18 protein-coding genes are annotated in these 18,570 nt (G+C 71.7%); 13 read left to right on the forward strand and 5 right to left on the reverse strand.

Going from position 1 to position 18,570, the window contains the following annotated elements; all coding sequences use genetic code 11:
• Positions 1-51 precede the first annotated feature (51 nt).
• The 5 genes from ACFUJY_RS12130 to ACFUJY_RS12150 all read right to left on the reverse strand — a co-directional run bounded on the left by ACFUJY_RS12130 (position 52) and on the right by ACFUJY_RS12150 (position 6,786).
• Positions 52-1,110, reverse strand: a complete 1,059-nt coding sequence (locus ACFUJY_RS12130; RefSeq protein ID WP_383297910.1) for a 2-oxoacid:ferredoxin oxidoreductase subunit beta — start codon at positions 1,108-1,110, stop codon at positions 52-54.
• Positions 1,103-3,058 carry a 2-oxoacid:acceptor oxidoreductase subunit alpha gene (locus ACFUJY_RS12135; protein ID WP_383297912.1) on the reverse strand — a complete coding sequence of 652 codons (1,956 nt, stop codon included), beginning with the start codon at positions 3,056-3,058 and terminating at the stop codon, positions 1,103-1,105. Before ACFUJY_RS12135 ends, ACFUJY_RS12130 begins: the two co-directional genes overlap by 8 nt.
• Before the next feature lie 252 nt (positions 3,059-3,310).
• Entirely contained in the window at positions 3,311-3,970 is a 660-nt protein-coding gene (locus ACFUJY_RS12140) for a LuxR C-terminal-related transcriptional regulator (RefSeq protein ID WP_383298085.1), read from the reverse strand.
• 142 nt (positions 3,971-4,112) lie between these two features.
• Positions 4,113-5,468, reverse strand: a complete 1,356-nt coding sequence (locus ACFUJY_RS12145) for a sensor histidine kinase (protein ID WP_383297913.1) — start codon at positions 5,466-5,468, stop codon at positions 4,113-4,115.
• Between the two features lie 121 nt (positions 5,469-5,589).
• The gene (locus tag ACFUJY_RS12150) at positions 5,590-6,786 is read right to left on the reverse strand and encodes a sensor histidine kinase (protein WP_383297915.1); all 1,197 of its coding nucleotides are present in this window, start codon (positions 6,784-6,786) and stop codon (positions 5,590-5,592) included.
• A 202-nt stretch (positions 6,787-6,988) separates the two neighbouring features.
• Here ACFUJY_RS12150 and ACFUJY_RS12155 point away from each other — a divergent pair, with 202 nt between their 5' ends.
• The 13 genes from ACFUJY_RS12155 to ACFUJY_RS12215 all read left to right on the forward strand — a co-directional run bounded on the left by ACFUJY_RS12155 (position 6,989) and on the right by ACFUJY_RS12215 (position 18,563).
• Positions 6,989-7,411, forward strand: a complete 423-nt coding sequence (locus ACFUJY_RS12155) for an NADH-quinone oxidoreductase subunit A (protein ID WP_383297917.1) — start codon at positions 6,989-6,991, stop codon at positions 7,409-7,411.
• Entirely contained in the window at positions 7,402-8,022 is a 621-nt protein-coding gene (locus tag ACFUJY_RS12160) for an NADH-quinone oxidoreductase subunit B (RefSeq protein WP_383297919.1), read from the forward strand. Before ACFUJY_RS12155 ends, ACFUJY_RS12160 begins: the two co-directional genes overlap by 10 nt.
• Positions 8,019-8,852 (forward strand): NADH-quinone oxidoreductase subunit C, encoded by an 834-nt coding sequence (locus ACFUJY_RS12165; protein WP_383297921.1) that lies wholly within the window; start codon positions 8,019-8,021, stop codon positions 8,850-8,852. Before ACFUJY_RS12160 ends, ACFUJY_RS12165 begins: the two co-directional genes overlap by 4 nt.
• Complete coding sequence (locus ACFUJY_RS12170) at positions 8,849-9,817, forward strand: NADH-quinone oxidoreductase subunit H (RefSeq protein ID WP_383297923.1); 969 nt, start codon at positions 8,849-8,851, stop codon at positions 9,815-9,817. The genes ACFUJY_RS12165 and ACFUJY_RS12170 overlap by 4 nt, the downstream gene beginning before the upstream one ends.
• Entirely contained in the window at positions 9,817-10,422 is a 606-nt protein-coding gene (locus tag ACFUJY_RS12175) for a NuoI/complex I 23 kDa subunit family protein (protein ID WP_383297924.1), read from the forward strand. Before ACFUJY_RS12170 ends, ACFUJY_RS12175 begins: the two co-directional genes overlap by 1 nt.
• Positions 10,419-11,015 carry an NADH-quinone oxidoreductase subunit J gene (locus tag ACFUJY_RS12180; protein ID WP_383297925.1) on the forward strand — a complete coding sequence of 199 codons (597 nt, stop codon included), beginning with the start codon at positions 10,419-10,421 and terminating at the stop codon, positions 11,013-11,015. The genes ACFUJY_RS12175 and ACFUJY_RS12180 overlap by 4 nt, the downstream gene beginning before the upstream one ends.
• Complete coding sequence (gene nuoK / locus ACFUJY_RS12185; protein WP_383297927.1) at positions 11,015-11,446, forward strand: NADH-quinone oxidoreductase subunit NuoK; 432 nt, start codon at positions 11,015-11,017, stop codon at positions 11,444-11,446. Before ACFUJY_RS12180 ends, nuoK begins: the two co-directional genes overlap by 1 nt.
• Entirely contained in the window at positions 11,443-13,443 is a 2,001-nt protein-coding gene (locus ACFUJY_RS12190) for an NADH-quinone oxidoreductase subunit L (RefSeq protein ID WP_383297928.1), read from the forward strand. The genes nuoK and ACFUJY_RS12190 overlap by 4 nt, the downstream gene beginning before the upstream one ends.
• Before the next feature lie 27 nt (positions 13,444-13,470).
• Complete coding sequence (locus ACFUJY_RS12195; protein WP_383298087.1) at positions 13,471-15,021, forward strand: NuoM family protein; 1,551 nt, start codon at positions 13,471-13,473, stop codon at positions 15,019-15,021.
• Positions 15,018-16,535 carry an NADH-quinone oxidoreductase subunit N gene (locus tag ACFUJY_RS12200; protein WP_383297930.1) on the forward strand — a complete coding sequence of 506 codons (1,518 nt, stop codon included), beginning with the start codon at positions 15,018-15,020 and terminating at the stop codon, positions 16,533-16,535. Before ACFUJY_RS12195 ends, ACFUJY_RS12200 begins: the two co-directional genes overlap by 4 nt.
• 116 nt (positions 16,536-16,651) lie before the next feature.
• Positions 16,652-17,116: a large conductance mechanosensitive channel protein MscL gene (gene mscL / locus ACFUJY_RS12205; RefSeq protein WP_383297931.1), complete on the forward strand. Its 465-nt coding sequence runs from the start codon at positions 16,652-16,654 to the stop codon at positions 17,114-17,116.
• Between the two features lie 194 nt (positions 17,117-17,310).
• Complete coding sequence (htpX, locus tag ACFUJY_RS12210; RefSeq protein WP_383297933.1) at positions 17,311-18,174, forward strand: zinc metalloprotease HtpX; 864 nt, start codon at positions 17,311-17,313, stop codon at positions 18,172-18,174.
• On the forward strand, positions 18,171-18,563 hold the full coding sequence (locus ACFUJY_RS12215) for a YccF domain-containing protein (protein WP_361023467.1): 393 nt from the start codon (positions 18,171-18,173) through the stop codon (positions 18,561-18,563). Before htpX ends, ACFUJY_RS12215 begins: the two co-directional genes overlap by 4 nt.
• Positions 18,564-18,570 lie beyond the last annotated feature (7 nt).

Consider the following 18,570-nt stretch of genomic DNA (forward strand, 5'->3'; position numbering starts at 1 on the left):
CCGCCCGCGAGGGGCAGGTCCGGCGCGCTCTCGCGTATCGGGGGACCGGCGTCAGCCGACCACCGTCCAGTTGTCGTTCCCGGCGAGCAGGGCGGCCAGGTCGCCCTTGCCGTGCCGCTCCACCGCCGTGTCCAGCTGCTCGGCCATCTTCGTGTCGTACACCGGCCGCTCCACGCTGCGCAGCACCCCGATCGGGGTGTGGTGCAGCGTGTCCGCGTCGGCGAGCCGGGACAGCGCGAACGCCGTCGTCGGACTCGGGGCGTGCGCGTCGTGGACCAGGATCTGCGACTTGTTCTCCTCGGTGACCGCGACGACCTCGAGGTCACCGGTCAGCGAGTCCCGCACGACGCCCTTGGAGCCTTCCGCGCCGAAGACGATCGGCTGCCCGTGCTCCAGGCGGATCACCGCCTCCTGCGCCTGGTCCTTGTCCTTCAGGACCTCGAACGCGCCGTCGTTGAAGATGTTGCAGTTCTGGTAGATCTCCACCAGAGCCGTGCCCGGGTGGTCGGCGGCGGCGCGCAGCACGCTCGTGAGGTGCTTGCGGTCCGAGTCGACGGTCCGGGCCACGAACGACGCCTCGGCGCCGATCGCCAGCGACACCGGGTTGAACGGGGCGTCCAGCGAGCCCATCGGCGTCGACTTGGTGATCTTGCCCAGCTCGGAGGTGGGGGAGTACTGCCCCTTGGTCAGCCCGTAGATCCGGTTGTTGAACAGCAGGATCTTGAGGTTCACATTGCGGCGCAGCGCGTGGATCAGGTGGTTGCCGCCGATGGACAGCGCGTCTCCGTCACCGGTGACGACCCACACCGACAGGTCCCGCCGCGAGGTGGCCAGGCCGGTCGCGATCGACGGGGCGCGGCCGTGGATCGAGTGCATCCCGTACGTGTTCATGTAGTACGGGAAGCGCGAGGAGCAGCCGATGCCGGAGATGAAGACGATGTTCTCCTTGGCCAGACCGAGGTCGGGCATGAAGCCCTGCACGGCCGCCAGGACCGCGTAGTCACCGCAGCCGGGGCACCAGCGCACCTCCTGGTCCGACTTGAAGTCCTTCATGGACTGCTTCGCCTCGGCCTTGGGCACGAGCTGGAGCAGTTCGTTCGTCTCAGGCATCGATGGCCTCCTCAAGAGCTGCCGCGAGCTGCTCGGCCTTGAACGGCATGCCGTTGACCTGGTTGTAACTGTGCGCGTCGACCAGGTACTTGGCGCGGATGAGCGTGGCCAGCTGACCGAGGTTCATCTCGGGGACGACCACCTTGTCGTAACGCTTCAGGACCTCGCCCAGATTCCGCGGGAACGGGTTGATGTGACGCAGATGGGCCTGGGCGATGGAGCGTCCCGAGGCGCGCAGCCGGCGCACGGCGGCGGTGATCGGGCCGTACGTCGAGCCCCAGCCGAGCACGAGGGTCCGGGCCTCCGCGGGGTCGTCCACCTCCACGTCCGGCACCTCGATGCCGTCCACCTTGGCCTGCCGGGTGCGGACCATGAAGTCGTGGTTGGCGGGGTCGTACGAGATGTTGCCGGTGCCGTCCTGCTTCTCGATGCCCCCGATGCGGTGTTCGAGGCCGGGCGTGCCCGGGACCGCCCACGGGCGGGCCAGCGTCTGCGGGTCGCGCTTGTACGGCCAGAACACCTCGGTGCCGTCGGCCAGTTCGTGGTTCGGGCCGCCGGCGAACTGGACGCGCAGGTCCGGGAGCTGGTCGAGCTCCGGGATGCGCCAGGGCTCGGAGCCGTTGGCCAGGTAGCCGTCGGAGAGCAGGAAGACCGGGGTGCGGTAGGCCAGGGCGATCCGGGCCGCGTCCAGCGCCGCGTCGAAGCAGTCGGCCGGGGTGCGCGGGGCCACGATCGGCACCGGCGCCTCGCCGTTGCGCCCGTACATCGCCTGGAGCAGGTCCGCCTGCTCGGTCTTGGTGGGCAGCCCGGTCGACGGGCCGCCGCGCTGGATGTCCACGATGAGCAGCGGCAGTTCGAGCGAGACCGCCAGCCCGATGGTCTCCGACTTCAGCGCCACACCGGGCCCGGACGTCGTCGTCACGGCGAGCGAACCGCCGAACGCGGCGCCCAGCGCGGCACCGATGCCCGCGATCTCGTCCTCGGCCTGGAAGGTGCGCACGCCGAAGTTCTTGTGCTTGCTCAGCTCGTGCAGGATGTCCGAGGCCGGCGTGATCGGGTACGAGCCGAGGTAGACCGGCAGATCGGCCTGACGGCCCGCGGCGATCAGCCCGTAGGCCAGGGCGAGGTTCCCCGAGATGTTCCGGTACGTGCCGGCGGGGAACGCCTGCGAGGCCGGCGCCACCTCGTAACTGACGGCGAAGTCCTCCGTCGTCTCGCCGAAGTTCCACCCGGCCCGGTACGCGGCCACGTTCGCCTCGGCGATCTGCGGCTTCTTGGCGAACTTCGCCCGCAGGAACGCCTCGGTGCCCTCGGTCGGCCGGTGGTACATCCAGGACAGCAGCCCGAGCGCGAACATGTTCTTCGAGCGTTCGGCCTCCTTGCGGGAGAGCCCGAACTCCTTCAGCGCCTCGATCGTGAGCGTGGTCAGCGGCACCGGATGGACGTTGTACGCCTCCAGCGAGCCGTCCTCCAGCGGGTTGGTCTCGTATCCGACCTTCGCCATCGGCCGTTTCGTGAACTCATCGGTGTTCACGATGATTTCGGCCCCGCGCGGCACATCGGCGATGTTCGCCTTCAGCGCCGCCGGGTTCATCGCGACCAGCACGTTCGGCGCGTCACCCGGGGTCAGGATGTCGTGGTCGGCGAAGTGCAGCTGGAACGACGAGACCCCCGGCAGGGTGCCCGCGGGGGCGCGGATCTCGGCGGGGAAGTTCGGCAGCGTGGACAGGTCGTTCCCGAAGGACGCCGTCTCCGAGGTGAACCGGTCACCTGTGAGCTGCATGCCGTCACCCGAGTCACCCGCGAAGCGGATGATCACCCGGTCGAGACGGCGGATTTCCTTCTCACCGCTTCCCGCGGCTGCGGACTGGGGGGCACGCTGTCCCCCTACGAGCGCTTCGCTGGCCTCGTCGGCCTGCTCGGCTGGGCTACTGACCTGGCTGGTCACTTACTGGACCTCCCTCGGCACGGCGGCTCGGAACCGTCCGGCCCGCCGGAGGTCCCCCGCCCACCCTACGTCCGTAAGGGTCGCCTTCCTCCGGCAGATCACATGATGGACGGCAATTTGAGACGCGATTCGGCACGTTGCGATATGGCGTCGCGCATCCGGATGCCGTGACGGTTCCCGATGCTGCCGGTCATGATCCACCAGCCGCCCCGCTCCCCGTCGGACCCGCGCGCCCGGGCCGGTCGCGCCGCGTCAGGAGTTCAGATACGTCAGCACCGCCAGCACCCGGCGGTGGTCGCCCTCGCTCGGGGCCAGGCCCAGCTTCTGGAAGATGTTGCTGACGTGCTTCTCGACCGCCCCGTCGCTCACCACCAGCTGCTTGGCCACCGCGGAGTTCGTACGCCCCTCCGCCATCAGGCCCAGCACCTCGCGCTCACGCGGCGTCAGCCCGGCCAGCACGTCCTGCTTCCGGCTGCGGCCCAGCAGCTGCGCCACCACCTCCGGGTCCAGCGCCGTACCGCCCTGCGCCACCCGGACCACCGCGTCCACGAACTCCCGGACCTCGGCGACCCGGTCCTTCAGCAGGTACCCGACGCCCCGGCTGGACCCGGCCAGCAGCTCGGTGGCGTACTGCTCCTCCACGTACTGCGACAGGACCAGCACCCCGATCCCCGGGTGCTCCCGGCGCAGCCGCACCGCCGCCCGGACGCCCTCGTCGGTGTGGGTCGGCGGCATCCGCACGTCCGCGACCACCACGTCCGGCAGCGCGCCCTGCCCGGCGAGGTCCCCGATCGTCTTGATCAGCGCCTCCGCGTCCCCGACGCCCGCGACGACGTCATGCCCGAGATCGGTCAGCAACCGGGTCAGTCCCTCCCGGAGCAGTACCGAATCCTCGGCGATGACCACGCGCACCCTGTCCTCCACCACGACGCTGTTTCCCCCGCTGCTCGCTCGCCGGTACGACCCTTGTGCCGTCCAGCATCCCAGCAATGGCAGTGACGTCGCGAGCGTGCGCGGGGTTGACCTCCGAGTGCCGTGCCGTGGGCGACCGCCGTCAGCCGCGCCAGGGCAGCTCCGCGGTGACCTTCGTCGGGCCGCCCACCGGCGAGTCGACGACCAGGACCCCGTCGACGGCGTCCAGCCGCTCGGTCAGACCGGCGAGCCCGCTGCCGGACGCCGGGTCGGCGCCGCCGCGCCCGTCGTCGGTGACCTGGAGCAGCAGGCGGTCCTCGGTGCGCCACACGTCGACCGAGGCGCGGGTGGCGCCGGCGTGCTTGCTGACGTTCTGGAGGAGTTCGGAGACGGTGAAGTACGCGATGCCCTCGATGGCCTGCGCGGGCCGGGACGGCAGGTCCACCTCCACGGTGACCGGCACGGTGCAGCGCGAGGCGACGGCGGAGAGGGCGGCGTCCAGGCCGCGGTCGGTGAGGACGGCGGGGTGGATGCCCCGGGCGAGGTCGCGCAGTTCCTGGAGGGCGACCTTCACTTCGCCGTGGGCCTCGTCCACCATGCGGGCGGCGGCCTCGGGGTCGTCGGTCAGCTTCTCCTTGGCGAGGCCCAGGTCCATGGCGAGGGCGACGAGCCGGGCCTGGGCCCCGTCGTGCAGATCGCGCTCGATACGGCGCAGGTCCGCCGCGGCCGTGTCCACCACCACGCCCCGGTCCGACTCCAGCTCCGTGACGCGCTCCGCCAGCCGGGACGGGCTCAGCAGCCCCGCCACCATCAGCCGGTCCACGGTCGCCAGACCCCGGATCACCCAGGGGGTGAGGATGACGATGCCCAGGCCCAGGCCGGCGGTCAGCGCGAGATCGACGCCCGAGTCGAGGTAGACCTCGTGCTGGGCGTCCCCGTAGAGCTGGATGCCCGAGACGCCCGTGTGGGAGGGCACGAACCAGTGCCACAGCGGGTAGGTGAGCGCCGCCCAGCCCCACGCCTGGAGCGTCAGCGCCAGGCAGAACGCGAAGACCGCCCACGGGAAGTGCAGCAGCGCGTACAGCAGGTGGCGCCAGGACACCCCGCTCTTCAGGACCGCGCCGACCCAGGACATCAGCCCGCCCTTCCGGCCGCGCACCGGCGCCGGATCGGCCACGTCCAGCCGCAGCAGCGCCCGCGCCCGGGTCCGTTCCAGCATCCCGAAGCCCCGGCACATGGCCAGGCCCGCCGCCAGCACCGGAATGCCCAGGAAGGTGACGAGCAGGCCCGCGCCCAGCGAGACCATGGTGATCGCGAAGGTGAACAGCACGATGCTGATCGGCAGGCTCAGCAGCAGGTAGCAGAACTCGCGCCAGGTCCTGCCCTCCAGGGGCGCCCGCAGCGCGGCCGGCAGGGCGTGCCGCCGCGGGGGACGGTTCCCGAGGCCGCTGCCCGACCGCTGAGGCTCCCGTGTGTCCGGTCCGTATGCCGTGGCCATGGGGGTCCGTCCGTTTCTTCTGCCGTGTGGGTGAATGCGCGTGTGCTCTGTACTTCAAGGGTGCTGGGCGGCGGGCCGCCGCACCATGAGGACGGTCGCCGTCTCGGACCGGGGGTTTTCCCTACCCCTTCACGCGCTGCGCGCTCTTCTCGGCGCCCCGGTCGCGCCACGGCAGCTCGGCCGTGACGGTCGTCGGGCCCCCGGCGGGCGATTCGAGTACGAAGACCCCGTCCACGGCGTCCAGGCGCTCGGCGAGCCCCGCCATGCCCGTACCGGCGTCCATCGAGGCCCCGCCCCGCCCGTCGTCGCCGACCTGGATGAGCAGCCGGTCGCCGGAGCGCCACACGTCGACGGACGCGGTACGGGCCCCGCTGTGCTTGCTGACGTTCTGGAGGAGTTCGGAGACGGTGAAGTACGCGATGCCCTCGATGGCCTGCGCCGGACGCCCCGGGAGATCCACCCGTACGGTGACGGGCACGGTGCAGCGCGAGGCGATCGCGGAGAGGGCGGCGTCCAGGCCGCGGTCGGTGAGGACGGCGGGGTGGATGCCCCGGGCGAGGTCGCGCAGTTCCTGGAGGGCGACCTTCACTTCGCCGTGGGCCTCGTCGACCATGCGGGCGGCGGCCTCGGGGTCGTCGGTCAGCTTCTCCTTGGCGAGGCCCAGGTCCATGGCGAGGGCGACGAGCCGGGCCTGGGCCCCGTCGTGCAGATCGCGCTCGATGCGGCGCAGGTCCGCCGCTGCCGTGTCCACCACCACACCCCGGTCCGACTCCAGCTCCGCGATGCGGCGCTCCAGGTCGCCGGAGGGGGAGAGCAGCCCGCGCACCATGGCCCGGTCCGCGTTGCCCATCAGCCGCGCCGTATAGGGGAGCGCCGGCCACACGACGAGGCAGACGAGCGTCACGGCGAAGGTGAGGATGCCCCACGGGAGCCGGACGAACGAGTACAGCGCCGCCCGCCAGGCGACCGGGTCGCGCAGGGCCGTCCACAGCCACGCGAAGAACCCGTCGTCCTCGCGGCCCCGGGCCGGCGGGCTCGGCTCCTCGACGCGCACCCCCAGGAGCTTCCGGGCGCGGGCGCGCTCGGCGCGCCCGATCAGCCGGGAACCCTGGAGCCCGGCGGCCAGCAGCGGCAGACCGACCACGGTGACCGCGAGGCCCACGCCGATCGAGATCATCAACACTGTGTAAACAAATCCGATGATCGCCATCGGCAGGTTGGCGAGGAGGTGCGCGACCTCCTTCCATGTCCACCGGCCGAAGGCGAAGTGGACGGGAGGCGGCCCGTCGTGGGCGGGCACCTGGGGGCTCATGGTCATGCGACCAGCCTGCCGGGCACGCGAGGCGGATGCCATGGGGCTCGTGGGTGAGGTGAAGTAGGGATATCCCTACCCGTGCGCCCCACCCGTGCCGCTCCCGTTCCCCGTCCGTTGCCCGACGCAACTGCTTACCCGTCCTTTACAGGGCCTAGACTCCCGTGCGTACAGATCGTGGGACGGGGCGAGGGAGCGAGGGGCGGACGTGACGGGCCTTCCCGGTGCGGCATCGACACCGGCGCGGACGGTGCTCGCGTCGTCGGACTACTTCCACAGCTACTCGGTGGTCGGACTGCTCGCCCTGGTCGGCGTCCTGTTCGTCGCCGTCGCGTTCGGCGCGGGCCGGCTGCTGCGGCCCGTGGTGCCGACGCCGGAGAAGCTGCTCGCGTACGAGTGCGGTGTGGACCCGGTGGGGGAGGGCTGGGCGCACACCCAGGTCCGCTACTACGTGTACGCCTTCCTGTACGTGATCTTCGCCGTCGACTCGATCTTCCTCTTCCCCTGGGCGACGGTCTTCGCGGCGCCGGGCTACGGCGCGACCACGCTGGTGGAAATGTTCATCTTCCTCGGTTTCCTGGCCGTGGGACTGCTCTATGCATGGAAGAAGGGCGTCCTCGAATGGACGTGACGAGCCCGCAGTCGGCCGGGGCGGGGGACGAACCCGCCGCCGTACCCACGTTCCTCCCGGAACCGAAGCGCCTGGGCCTCCTGTCCAGACTCGCGCCGGAACCGATGAAGGTGGTCCTCAACTGGGGCCGCCGCTACAGCCTCTGGGTCTTCAACTTCGGGCTCGCCTGCTGCGCCATCGAATTCATCGCCGCCTCCATGGCGCGTCACGACTTCATCCGGCTCGGTGTGATCCCCTTCGCACCGGGCCCGCGCCAGGCCGACCTCATGATCGTCTCCGGCACGGTGACGGACAAGATGGCCCCGGCGGTCAAGCGCCTGTACGAGCAGATGCCCGAACCCAAGTACGTCATCTCCTTCGGCGCCTGCTCCAACTGCGGCGGCCCGTACTGGGACTCGTACTCCGTCACCAAGGGCGTCGACCAGATCATCCCCGTCGACGTCTACGTCCCCGGCTGCCCGCCCCGGCCCGAGGCGCTGCTCCAGGGCATCCTGAAGCTCCAGGAGAAGATCGCCCGCGAGTCGCTGGGCGCGCGCTACGCCGAGGCGGCGGGCGGGCGCCCGTCGACGGAGGCGCTGCGCAGCGGTCTGGTGAAGGGGGCCGGGCAGTGACCCCCTTCGACCGGCTCCCGGACGCGGTGACCGAGGTCTTCGGCGAGGACGCCACCGCCGCACAGGCGTACGACCTGCTGACGGTCGACGTCCCGCCCACCGCGTGGATCACCGCACTCGAAACCGCCCGCTCCACCCTCGGCTGCACGTACTTCGACTGGCTGAGCGCGGTGGACGAACCGGGCACGGGCTTCCGGGTGTGCGCGCATGTGGCGGCGCTGCCGTCCGCCGCAGGGACCGGCGTCCGCCGCCTCCTGCTGCGGACGACGGTGCCGCACGAGACCCCGGCCCTGCCGACGGCGATCGGTGTGTACGCGGGGGCCGCCTGGCACGAACGCGAGACGCACGAGATGTTCGGCGTCGTCTTCGAGGACCACCCCCATCTGGTCCCCCTCCTCCTCCCCGAGAACTTCGAGGGCCACCCCCTCCGCAAGGACTTCGTCCTGGCCGCCCGCGTGGCGAAGGCGTGGCCGGGCGCGAAGGAACCGGGCGAGTCGGACCACGGCGGCCCGAAGCGCCGCACGATGCTTCCGCCGGGCGTCCCGGACCCGAACGAGTGGGGCCCGCTGAAGGGCCAGCTCCCGCCGGCCCCGTCCCGTCCGGCGAGGCGCACCCGCACGGCGGGCGAGGCGACGCCCGGCACCCCGTCGGAGGCCCCGGCCCCCCGCCCGCGCCGCAGCCGCACCGCGTCCCAGGGCTCGGCGAGCCAGCGTGAGCCGGGGCCGCCCCCGGCGGCGGACGCTCCGTGGCGCAACGCGCCGGAGGCCCGGCCCCCGGCCCGACCCGACACCGACACCGACACCCCCGAGAACGGAGGCGATCCCGAGTGAACGACGCCCTCGACGTCGCCCTCCGCATCGTCATCGTCTTCGCCGTCTTCATGGTCCTCCCGCTCGTCGTCGGCCAGACCGAACACAAGGTCATGGCCCACATGCAGGGACGCCTCGGCCCCATGTACGCGGGCGGCTTCCACGGCTGGGCGCAGCTCGTCGCCGACGGCGTGAAGTTCGCGCAGAAGGAGGACATCGTCCCCGCCGGCGCCGACCGCAAGGTCTTCCGCCTGGCGCCGGCCGTGGCCCTCCTCCCGTACCTGCTCGTGCTGGTCGCGATCCCGATCGGCCCCGGAGAGGGCGCGGTCGGACAGGCCGTCGACGCGGGCCTCTTCTTCGTGCTCGCCGTCATGGGCGTGGGCGTGCTCGGCTCGCTCATGGCCGGCTGGGCGTCGGCCAACAAGTTCTCCCTGCTCGGCGGCCTCCGCACCGCCGCGCAACTCCTCGCCTACGAGCTGCCGATGCTGCTCGCCGCCGCCTCGGTGGCGATGGCGGCGGGCACGGTCTCGCTGCCCGGCATCCTCGACGCGTTCGAGTGGTGGTGGCTGCCCTGGCAGATCACCGGCGCCCTGGTCTTCTTCGTGGCCGGACTCGCCGAACTCCAGCGGCCCCCGTTCGACATGCCGGTCGCCGACTCGGAGATCATCTTCGGCGCGTACACCGAGTACACCGGCCTCCGCTTCGCGCTCTTCCTGCTCGCCGAGTACGCCGGCATCGTCGTGCTGTGCGGGCTGACCACGGTCCTGTTCCTCGGCGGCTGGCACGGCCCGCTGGGCGCCGACGGACTCGGCTGGGTCTGGACCCTGCTGAAGACCGGCATCCTCGCGTTCGTCGTGATCTGGCTGCGCGTGAGCTACCCGCGGCTGCGCGAGGACCAGCTGCAGAAGCTCGCCTGGACGACCCTCATCCCGCTCGCTCTCGCGCAGATCGCGCTCACCGGCATCGTGAAGGTGGCGATCGACTAGTGCCCCCGATCCCCGGCTCAGGTCTGGCCAAGGGCCTCGCCGTCACCCTGCGGACGATGACGAAGAAGACCGTCACCGCCCAGTACCCGGACGTGCAGCCCGAACTGCCGCCCCGCTCGCGCGGCGTGATCGCGCTGTTCGAGGAGAACTGCACGGTCTGCATGCTGTGCGCCCGCGAGTGCCCCGACTGGTGCATCTACATCGACTCCCACAAGGAGACGGTGCCGGCCGCCGCCCCGGGCGGCCGCGAACGCAGCCGCAACGTGCTGGACCGCTTCGCGATCGACTTCTCGCTCTGCATGTACTGCGGCATCTGCATCGAGGTGTGCCCGTTCGACGCACTGTTCTGGTCGCCGGAATTCGAGTACGCGGAGACGGACATCCTGGACCTCACCCATGAGCGCGACAAGCTGCGCGACTGGATGTGGACGGTCCCGGAACCGCCCGCGCTCGACCCGCGCGCCGAGGAACCGAAGGAGCTCGCCGCGGCCCGCAAGACGGCCGACAAGCTCCGCGCCCAGCAGGCCCAGCAGGAACAGCAGATCGAGCAGACCGAGCAGGCCCAGCAGGCGCGGGATGCCGGCGCAGAGGAGGGCGAGGCATGAGCACCGCTCTCGCGGCCGCCTCGGCGGCCCCCGGCTTCCTCTCCCCGACCGGCGTGGAGATCGCCTTCGTCCTCGTCGGCATCGCCACCCTCGGCGCCGCCCTGGTGACCGTGACGACCAGACAGCTGGTGCACGCCGCCCTCTGGCTGATCGTGGCGCTCGGCGGCCTCGCCGTCGAGTACCTCCTGCTCACGGCGGAGTTCATCGCCTGGGTGCAGGTACTGATCTACGTGGGTTCCGTCGTCGTCCTCCTCCTGTTCGGCCTGATGCTCACCAGGGCCCCCATCGGCCGCTCCCCGGACGCCGACTCGGAGAACCGCTGGGCCGCCCTCACGGTGGCCGTCGCCTCCGCCGGCACCCTGGTCTGGGTCGTGGTGGACGCCTTCCGTACGACGTGGATCGAGCTGGACGGGCCCGCCCAGGGCTCCACGAAGGCCACCGGCGCCTTCCTCTTCCGCAACTGGGTGCTCCCCTTCGAAGCGCTCTCCGTCCTGCTGCTCGCCGCCCTGGTCGGCGCGATCGTCCTCTCCCGCAAGGGCGGCACGGCAGCGGACCGGGCCGGCACCACCCCGCCCCGAGAGGACGCGCGCTGATGCACCTCGCCTATCCCGCGGTGCTCGCCGCCCTCCTCTTCTGCACCGGGCTGTACGGGGTCCTCGCCCGCCGCAACGCGATCCTCGTCCTGATGTCCGTCGAGCTGATGCTCAACGCCGTCAACCTCAACCTGGTCGCGTTCGACGTCTGGCTCCGCGACCGCCTCCACTCCGGCCAGGCCCTCACCCTGTTCACCATCGCCATCGCGGCGGCGGAGATCGGCATCGGCCTGGCGATCGTCCTCGCCGTGTACCGCAACCGGGGCAGCTCCGACGTCGACCGCCTCCGCGACACCGCCGAGACCGACGAGGCCGAGACCGTGCCGGCCGGCGACGACGAGGACGACGCCCCGGCCGACGCCCTCACCGACCCCGAAGACCAGGCCACTGCTGCGGCAGGGAAGGCAAAGAAGGCGGAGGCCACCCCGTGACCACCACGACCCTCGCCGTCCTCGTCCCCCTCCTCCCGTTCCTGGGCGCGGCGGCCGGTCTGCTCATCGGCCGCACCGCGCCCGCGTACGTGCGCCCGCTCGCGGTCCTGCCCACGCTCGTCTCGCTCGTTCTCGCGGCCGTGGTCGCCTCGCGCCAGGGCGGCGGCCGGGCCGTCGACGCGGCGACCCGGCTCACTCCCACCGGCTCCGTCCCCATCGACCTCGCGCTGCACCTCGACGGCTTCGCCGTCCTCGTCGCCGTGCTGGTCGCCCTCGTCGCGAGCTGCGTGCAGATCTACTCGATCGCGTACCTCCGCGACGACCCCCGCTACCCCTCGTACGCGGCGCTGGTCTCCCTCTTCACCTCCGCGATGCTGCTCGTCGTCTACTCCGGCGACCTGATGGTGCTGCTGGTCGGCTGGGAGGTCATGGGCATCTGCTCGTACTTCCTGGTCGGCCACTACTGGGAGACGCCCGAGGCGCGCGCCGCGTCCCTGAAGGCGTTCCTGGTCACCAAGCTGGGCGACGTCCCCTTCCTCATCGGCCTGTTCGCGCTCGCCGCCGACACCGGCTCCTTCCGCATCACCCGCATCCTGGGCGCCGTCGCCCACGGCGGCCTCGACCACCCGACGCTCATCGCGCTCCTCCTCCTGGCCGGGGTCGCGGGCAAGTCCGCGCAGTTCCCCCTGCACACCTGGCTGCCCGACGCCATGGCCGGCCCCACCCCCGTCTCGGCGCTGATCCACGCGGCCACGATGGTCGCCGCCGGTGTCTACTTCGTCGCCCGCCTCCTCCCCGTCTTCGCCGCGTCCGGCGCGGCCCTCGTCGTGCTCGCGGTGATGGCGGCCGTCACGATGATCGGGTCCGGGCTCGCCGCGCTCGCCCAGGACGACATCAAGCGCGTCCTCGCCTACTCGACCATCGGGCAGCTCGGCTACATGTCGGGCGCCCTGGCCGTCGGCGACCGGGGAGCCGCCGTCTTCCACCTCGTCTCGCACGGCGCCTTCAAAGCGGTCCTCTTCCTCGCGGCCGGCGTCGTCATCCACGCCGCCGGCACCAACTCACTGGCCGCCATGTCCCGGATGAGCGGCCTCGCCCGCCGCATCCCGGACGCCTACTGGACGATGACCGTCGCGCTGCTCGCGCTCGCCGCCATCCCCCCGTTCGCCGGCTTCTTCTCCAAGGAAGCCGTCCTCGTCGCCGCCGAGCACACCGCGCTCGGCGACCGGCACGTCGCCCCGGCCGCCGCCGGCTGGACGGTCCTCGTCGCCGGGCTGCTGGCCGCCGTGCTCACCGCCGCCTACGCCACCCGGCTCTGGCTCCTCGCCTTCCGGGGCCGGGGCGCCGAGGCCCCCGACCACGGCGGGCAGCCCGCCGCCATGACGGCCGTCCTCTGGGTGCTGGCCGTCCCGACCATCGCCCTCGGGCTGAGCGTCGGCGTCATCGGCGACTGGTTCGACGGCCACCGCCTCGTCCCCTCGCTGACCACCGCCGTCCTGTCCACCGGCGTCGGCCTCGTCGGCGGACTGGTCACCTACGGGGCCTGGCGCCACACCACCGCACTCGCCGCCCGCGTCCCCATGGGCTCGGTCGTGGCCCACCCGGACGCGGAACCGGCCCTCGTGGAGATCGAGGCCATCGAGGCCCGCACCGCCGCCTACGGGCCGGCCGGGGACGCCCCGGACCCCGCCGACCCCGGACGCCTGCTGCTCGGCCCGCTCCACCGCCACGCGGCCACCGGCTTCCACCTCGACGCCCTGTACGCGGCGCTGTTCGTCCGCCCCGTCCAGGCCGCGGCCCGCCTCGTCCGCTTCCTGGACCGCGAGGTCGTCGAGACCTACGTACGCGGCTCCGCCACCGGCGCACGCTGGCTCGGCACCGCCGTCCGCCGCGCCCAGACCGGCAACGTGCAGACCTACCTCAGCGCACTGCTGGCCGGTTCCCTGGTCCTGGCGGTCGCCGCCGTCGTCTACGCCAACGTCAACGCGGGGTCCTGAGCCGTGATCGATATCAGCGCATCCGTGATGCAGTTCCTTCTGGCGTTCGTCGTCGTCGGCCCGCTCATCGGCGCCGTCGCCGCCCTGCTCCCGGCCCCGCCCGGGCTGAAGGGCCGCAGCCCCGACCAGGCCGTGCTCCGCCACGGCGTGACCGTCACCGGGGTCATCCTCCTGGCGACCCTGGTGCTGGCCGCCGGCTTCGACCACGACCACCCGTCGAAGATGCAGGCCACCACCGACATCAGCTGGATTCCGGCGCTCGACGTGCGCATCCACCTCGGCATCGACGGCATCTCGCTCCCCCTGCTCGTACTGACCGCGCTGCTGACCTTCCTCTGCGCGCTCTACAGCTACTTCAAGCTGCCCGAAGGCCCCTCGCCGAAGGCGTTCGTCGCGCTGGTCCTCCTCCTGGAATCCGGCACCCTCGCCACCTTCGCCGTCCTCGACCTGCTCCTGTTCTTCCTGGCGTTCGAGATGGTGCTCATCCCGATGTACTTCCTGATCGCCCGATGGGGCGGTGCCGGGAGGCAGGCGGCGGCCTGGAAATTCATCCTTTACACACTGCTCGGCTCGGTCGTCATGCTGCTGGGCCTGCTCCTCATCGGACTGAACAGCGGCACCTTCGACATGGTGGCACTCGCCACTGACAACGGCCGCGGGCTCACCTCGTCCGTGCAGGTCACCGCCGTTCTGGCGATCGGGATCGGGCTCGCCGTGAAGACCCCGATGTGGCCGCTGCACAGCTGGCTGCCCGACGCCCACACCGCCGCCCCGACCGTCGGCTCCGTGCTCCTCGCGGGCGTCCTGCTGAAGATGGGCACGTACGGGTTCGTCCGCATCCTGCTCCCGGTCGCCCCGGACGGGATGCACACCTTCGCCCCGTACCTCGCGGCCTTCGCCGTCGCCGGGATCGTTTACGGATCGCTCGCCTGCCTGGCCCTCGCCCGGCCCGGCGCCAAGGGCGACCTGAAGCGGCTCATCGCGTACTCCTCCGTCGGCCACATGGGCTTCGTGCTCCTCGGCATCGCGAGCATGACCCCCACCGGCGTCAACGGCGCGCTCTTCGCGAACATCGCCCACGGGCTCATCACCGGCCTGCTGTTCTTCCTGGTCGGCGCCGTCAAGGACCGGTACGGCACCGCCGACCTGGACACCCTCGCCGGGGCCACCGGAGCCGCCCTCTACGGCCGCGCGCCCCGCCTCGGCGGCCTCCTCGCGTTCGCCGCGGTCGCCTCCCTCGGGCTGCCGGGGCTGGCCGGGTTCTGGGGCGAGATGCTCGCCCTGTTCGGCGCGTTCGACCCGGCCGAGGGGCTGAGCCGGCCCGCCTTCCTGACGTTCATGTCCGTCGCCGCGTTCGGCACCCTGCTCACCGCCGCGTACCTCCTGATCGTGGTCCGCCGCGTCTGCATGGGCGCGAACCGCGACGAACCGCAGGCGATCGCCGACGTCCAGAGCTATGAATTCGCCGCCTGGACCCCCCTCGCGGCCCTCACCGTCCTCGCCGGCCTGTGGCCCGCCGTCCTCCTCGGCCTCACCGACCCGGCCGTGCAGAAGCTCCTCGCAGGAGGCAAGTCGTGACCACAGCGGCCGAGAGCGCCACCAGCCTCGTCCAGTCCGTCGACTGGCTCGCCATCGCGCCCCCGCTCACCGCCGCGGCCGTCGCCCTCGTCGTCCTGGTCGCCGACCTCTTCGTCACCGAGGCCCGCAAACCGCTCCTCGGCCACGGGGCCGTCGCCGGACTCGTCGCCGCGCTCGCCCTGATCATCCCGCTCCACGACGGCGACCGCTCCACCTTCTGCCTCACCACGGGCAGCCACGCCTGCAGCTACACCGCCGACCACTTCACCCTGGTCATCCAGGCCCTCGTGCTCGGCGGCGCGCTGCTCACCGCGCTGCTCTCGCTCGGCGACACCCGCAAGCTCCCGGCCGGCGAGTTCTGGTTCCTGCTGCTCTCGTCCGCCGCCGGCGCCGCGCTCCTGCCCGCGTCCCGGGACCTCGCCACGCTGGTCATCGCCCTCGAAGTCGCCTCGCTGCCCGCGTTCGCGCTCGTCGGCATCAAGCGCGGCGACCGGCGCTCCTCCGAGGCCGCGCTGAAGTTCTTCCTGTCCTCCGTGACCGCCACCGCCGTGATGCTCCTCGGCGTCAGCTTCGTGTACGCGGCCACCGGCACGCTCCACCTCACCGACCTGGCCGGCCGCCTCGGCCACGTCGACCCGGAGCTCGCCACCCTCGCCGGGGCGGGCGTCGCGCTGACCCTGGTCGGCTTCGCCTTCAAGACGGCCGCCGCGCCCTTCCACTTCTGGGTGCCCGACACGTACGTCGGCGCCCCCCTGCCGATCGCCGCCTACCTCTCGGTCGTCGGCAAGGCGGTCGGCTTCACCGGCCTCATCCTCGTCACCGTGATCGCCTTCCCGGCGTACGCGGACGTCTGGGGCCCCGCCCTCGCGGTCCTCGCCGCGCTCACGATGACCGTCGGCAACGTCGCCGCGCTGCGCCAGAGCGCTTCCCGCGCCCGCGGCGCCGTACGCCTGCTCGCCTGGTCCTCCGTCGCCCAGGCGGGGTACCTGCTCGTCCCCGTAGCCGCCGCCGCGTACGCCGGGGAGCGCAGGATCGGCTCCACCGTCGCGTACGCCCTGATGTACGCCGTCGTGAACCTCGGCGCGTTCGCGGTGGCCGCCCTGGTCGCCCGTACCCGCCCCGGCAACCGTCTCGACGACTACCGCGGCCTGTACGCCACCCGGCCCCTGGCCGCCCTCGCGCTGGCGTTCTTCCTGCTCTGCCTGGCCGGGCTGCCGCCGGGCATCATCGGGCTCTTCGCCAAGGTCACGGTGTTCTCCGCCGCCGTGGACGCGGGCCTGGGCTGGCTCGCCGTGGTGATGGCCGTCAACGTCGTCGTCGCGCTGTACTACTACCTCCGGTGGACGGCCGCCCTGTTCCGCGCGCCCGCGGACGGGGAAGAGGCCGCGCCCGCCGTACGGCACCGCGTCCCGGCGTCCCTGACCGCCGCGATCGTCCTCACCGCCGCCGCCGGAGTCGTCCTGTCGGGCGCCCCGCAGACCGTCCTGAGATTCGCCGCCGTCAGTCTCTTCTGATCTCGGTCACCTGTTCGAAAGGTGACAAGATCGGTTTGCCCCCGGCCGCCCGCACAGGGCAAGGTCGGTGCCTTGGAACGCGTACGACGTTCACCTCACCACAAGGAGCCAGAGCAGTGCTGAGCGGGTTCAAGGACTTCATCCTGCGCGGGAACGTCATCTCCATGGCGGTCGGTCTCGCCGTAGGAGCCGCGTTCACCGCGGTCGTCACCGGGTTCAGCAACGCCTTCATCGTGCCGCTCATCGGCGTCATCACGCGCGGCACCGGCGACTTCAGCAAGGCGCACTTCGTGGTCGACGGGGTGGACTTCCCGTACGGCCTCTTCATCGCCGCCGCGATCGCCTTCCTCATCACCGCGTCGGTCCTCTACTTCGCCGTCGTCATGCCGATGGCCAAGGTCCAGGACCGCTTCACCGCCAAGAAGGCCGACGAGCCGGTCGACATCAAGGCCGCCCTGCGCGACTGCCCCCGCTGCTACACGCAGATCCCGGCCATCGCCTCCCGCTGCGCCCACTGCACCAGCGAGGTCGAGCCCGACCCCGAGGCGCTGGAGCTCGCCAAGCTCCCCGCCCAGCGCTGAGCGCACCCCGCACCTCCACCCGGACGGCCCAGAGCACGGTCCCACGCGTACAGCGGGGCCTGCCTGGGCCGTCGGGCCGTCCGCACCGGGGAACTCGCTCCCGCCGCCTGGCGTTGACCAGTACGGGAGGCTCCACTGAGCGGTGGAGCCCACCCGCCAAGGGCTCCCCTGCTGCACGATTTGGAGGGCGTACCGTGCACCGCCGGCACAACGGGCTGAAAACCGCCGTACTCCTCGGGGGCCTGTCCGCACTCATCCTCGTCATCGGCAGCTTCTTCGGGCGTACGGGCCTGATCGTCGCCCTCCTGGTGGCGATCGCCACCAACGCGTACGCGTACTGGAACAGCGACAAGCTGGCGCTGCGGGCCATGCGCGCCCGCCCCGTGAGCGAGTTCGAGGCGCCCCAGCTCTACCGCATGGTCCGCGAGCTCTCCACGTCGGCGCGTCAGCCCATGCCCCGGCTCTACATCTCCCCGACCCAGGCGCCCAACGCCTTCGCGACCGGCCGCAACCCGCGCAACGCGGCCGTCTGCTGCACCGAGGGCATCCTGAGCCTCCTGGACGAGCGCGAGCTGCGCGGCGTCCTCGGCCACGAGCTGAGCCACGTCTACAACCGGGACATCCTCATCTCGTCCGTCGCCGGAGCACTGGCCTCCGTCGTGATGTTCCTCGTCAACTTCGCCTGGCTGATCCCGGTCGGCCGCTCCAACGACGACGAGGGCCCGGGCCTCCTCGGCATGCTGCTGATCATGATCCTGGGTCCGCTCGCCGCCTCCGTCATCCAGCTGGCCGTCAGCCGTTCCCGGGAGTACGAGGCGGACGCCTCGGGCGCCCGGCTCACCGGCGACCCCCTGGCCCTCGCCGGCGCCCTGCGGAAGCTGGAGGCCGGGACGCAGCAGCTCCCGCTCCCCCCGGAGCCCAGGATCGAGACCGCGAGCCACATGATGATCGCCAACCCCTTCCGCGCGGGGCAGGGAATGTCCAAGATGTTCTCGACCCACCCGCCGATGGCGGAGCGCATCGCCCGACTCGAACGGATGGCAGGTCCTCGCCCGTGAAAACCATTCTGAACGTCATCTGGCTGGTCCTCTGCGGATTCTGGATGTTCCTCGGCTACCTGCTCGCGGGACTCCTGCTCTGCATCACGATCATCGGCATCCCCTTCGGCCTGGCCGCCTTCCGGATCGGCGTCTACGCCCTGTGGCCCTTCGGGTACCGGGTGGTCGACCGCCGGGACGCGGGCGGGCCGTCCTGTGTGGGCAACGTGCTCTGGCTGATCCTCGCCGGCTGGTGGCTGGCGCTCGGGCACATCACCACGGGCATCGTCCTGTGCGTCACGATCATCGGGATTCCCCTGGGCATCGCCAACTTCAAGCTCATCCCGGTCTCCCTCATGCCCTTCGGCAAGGAGATCGTGCGCACCGACGAGCAGTTCGCCGGCTGGTAGACCACCG

It is taken from the genome of Streptomyces sp. NPDC057249 (assembly GCF_042669245.1).
In the GTDB taxonomy this organism is placed as follows: Bacteria; Actinomycetota; Actinomycetes; order Streptomycetales; family Streptomycetaceae; genus Streptomyces.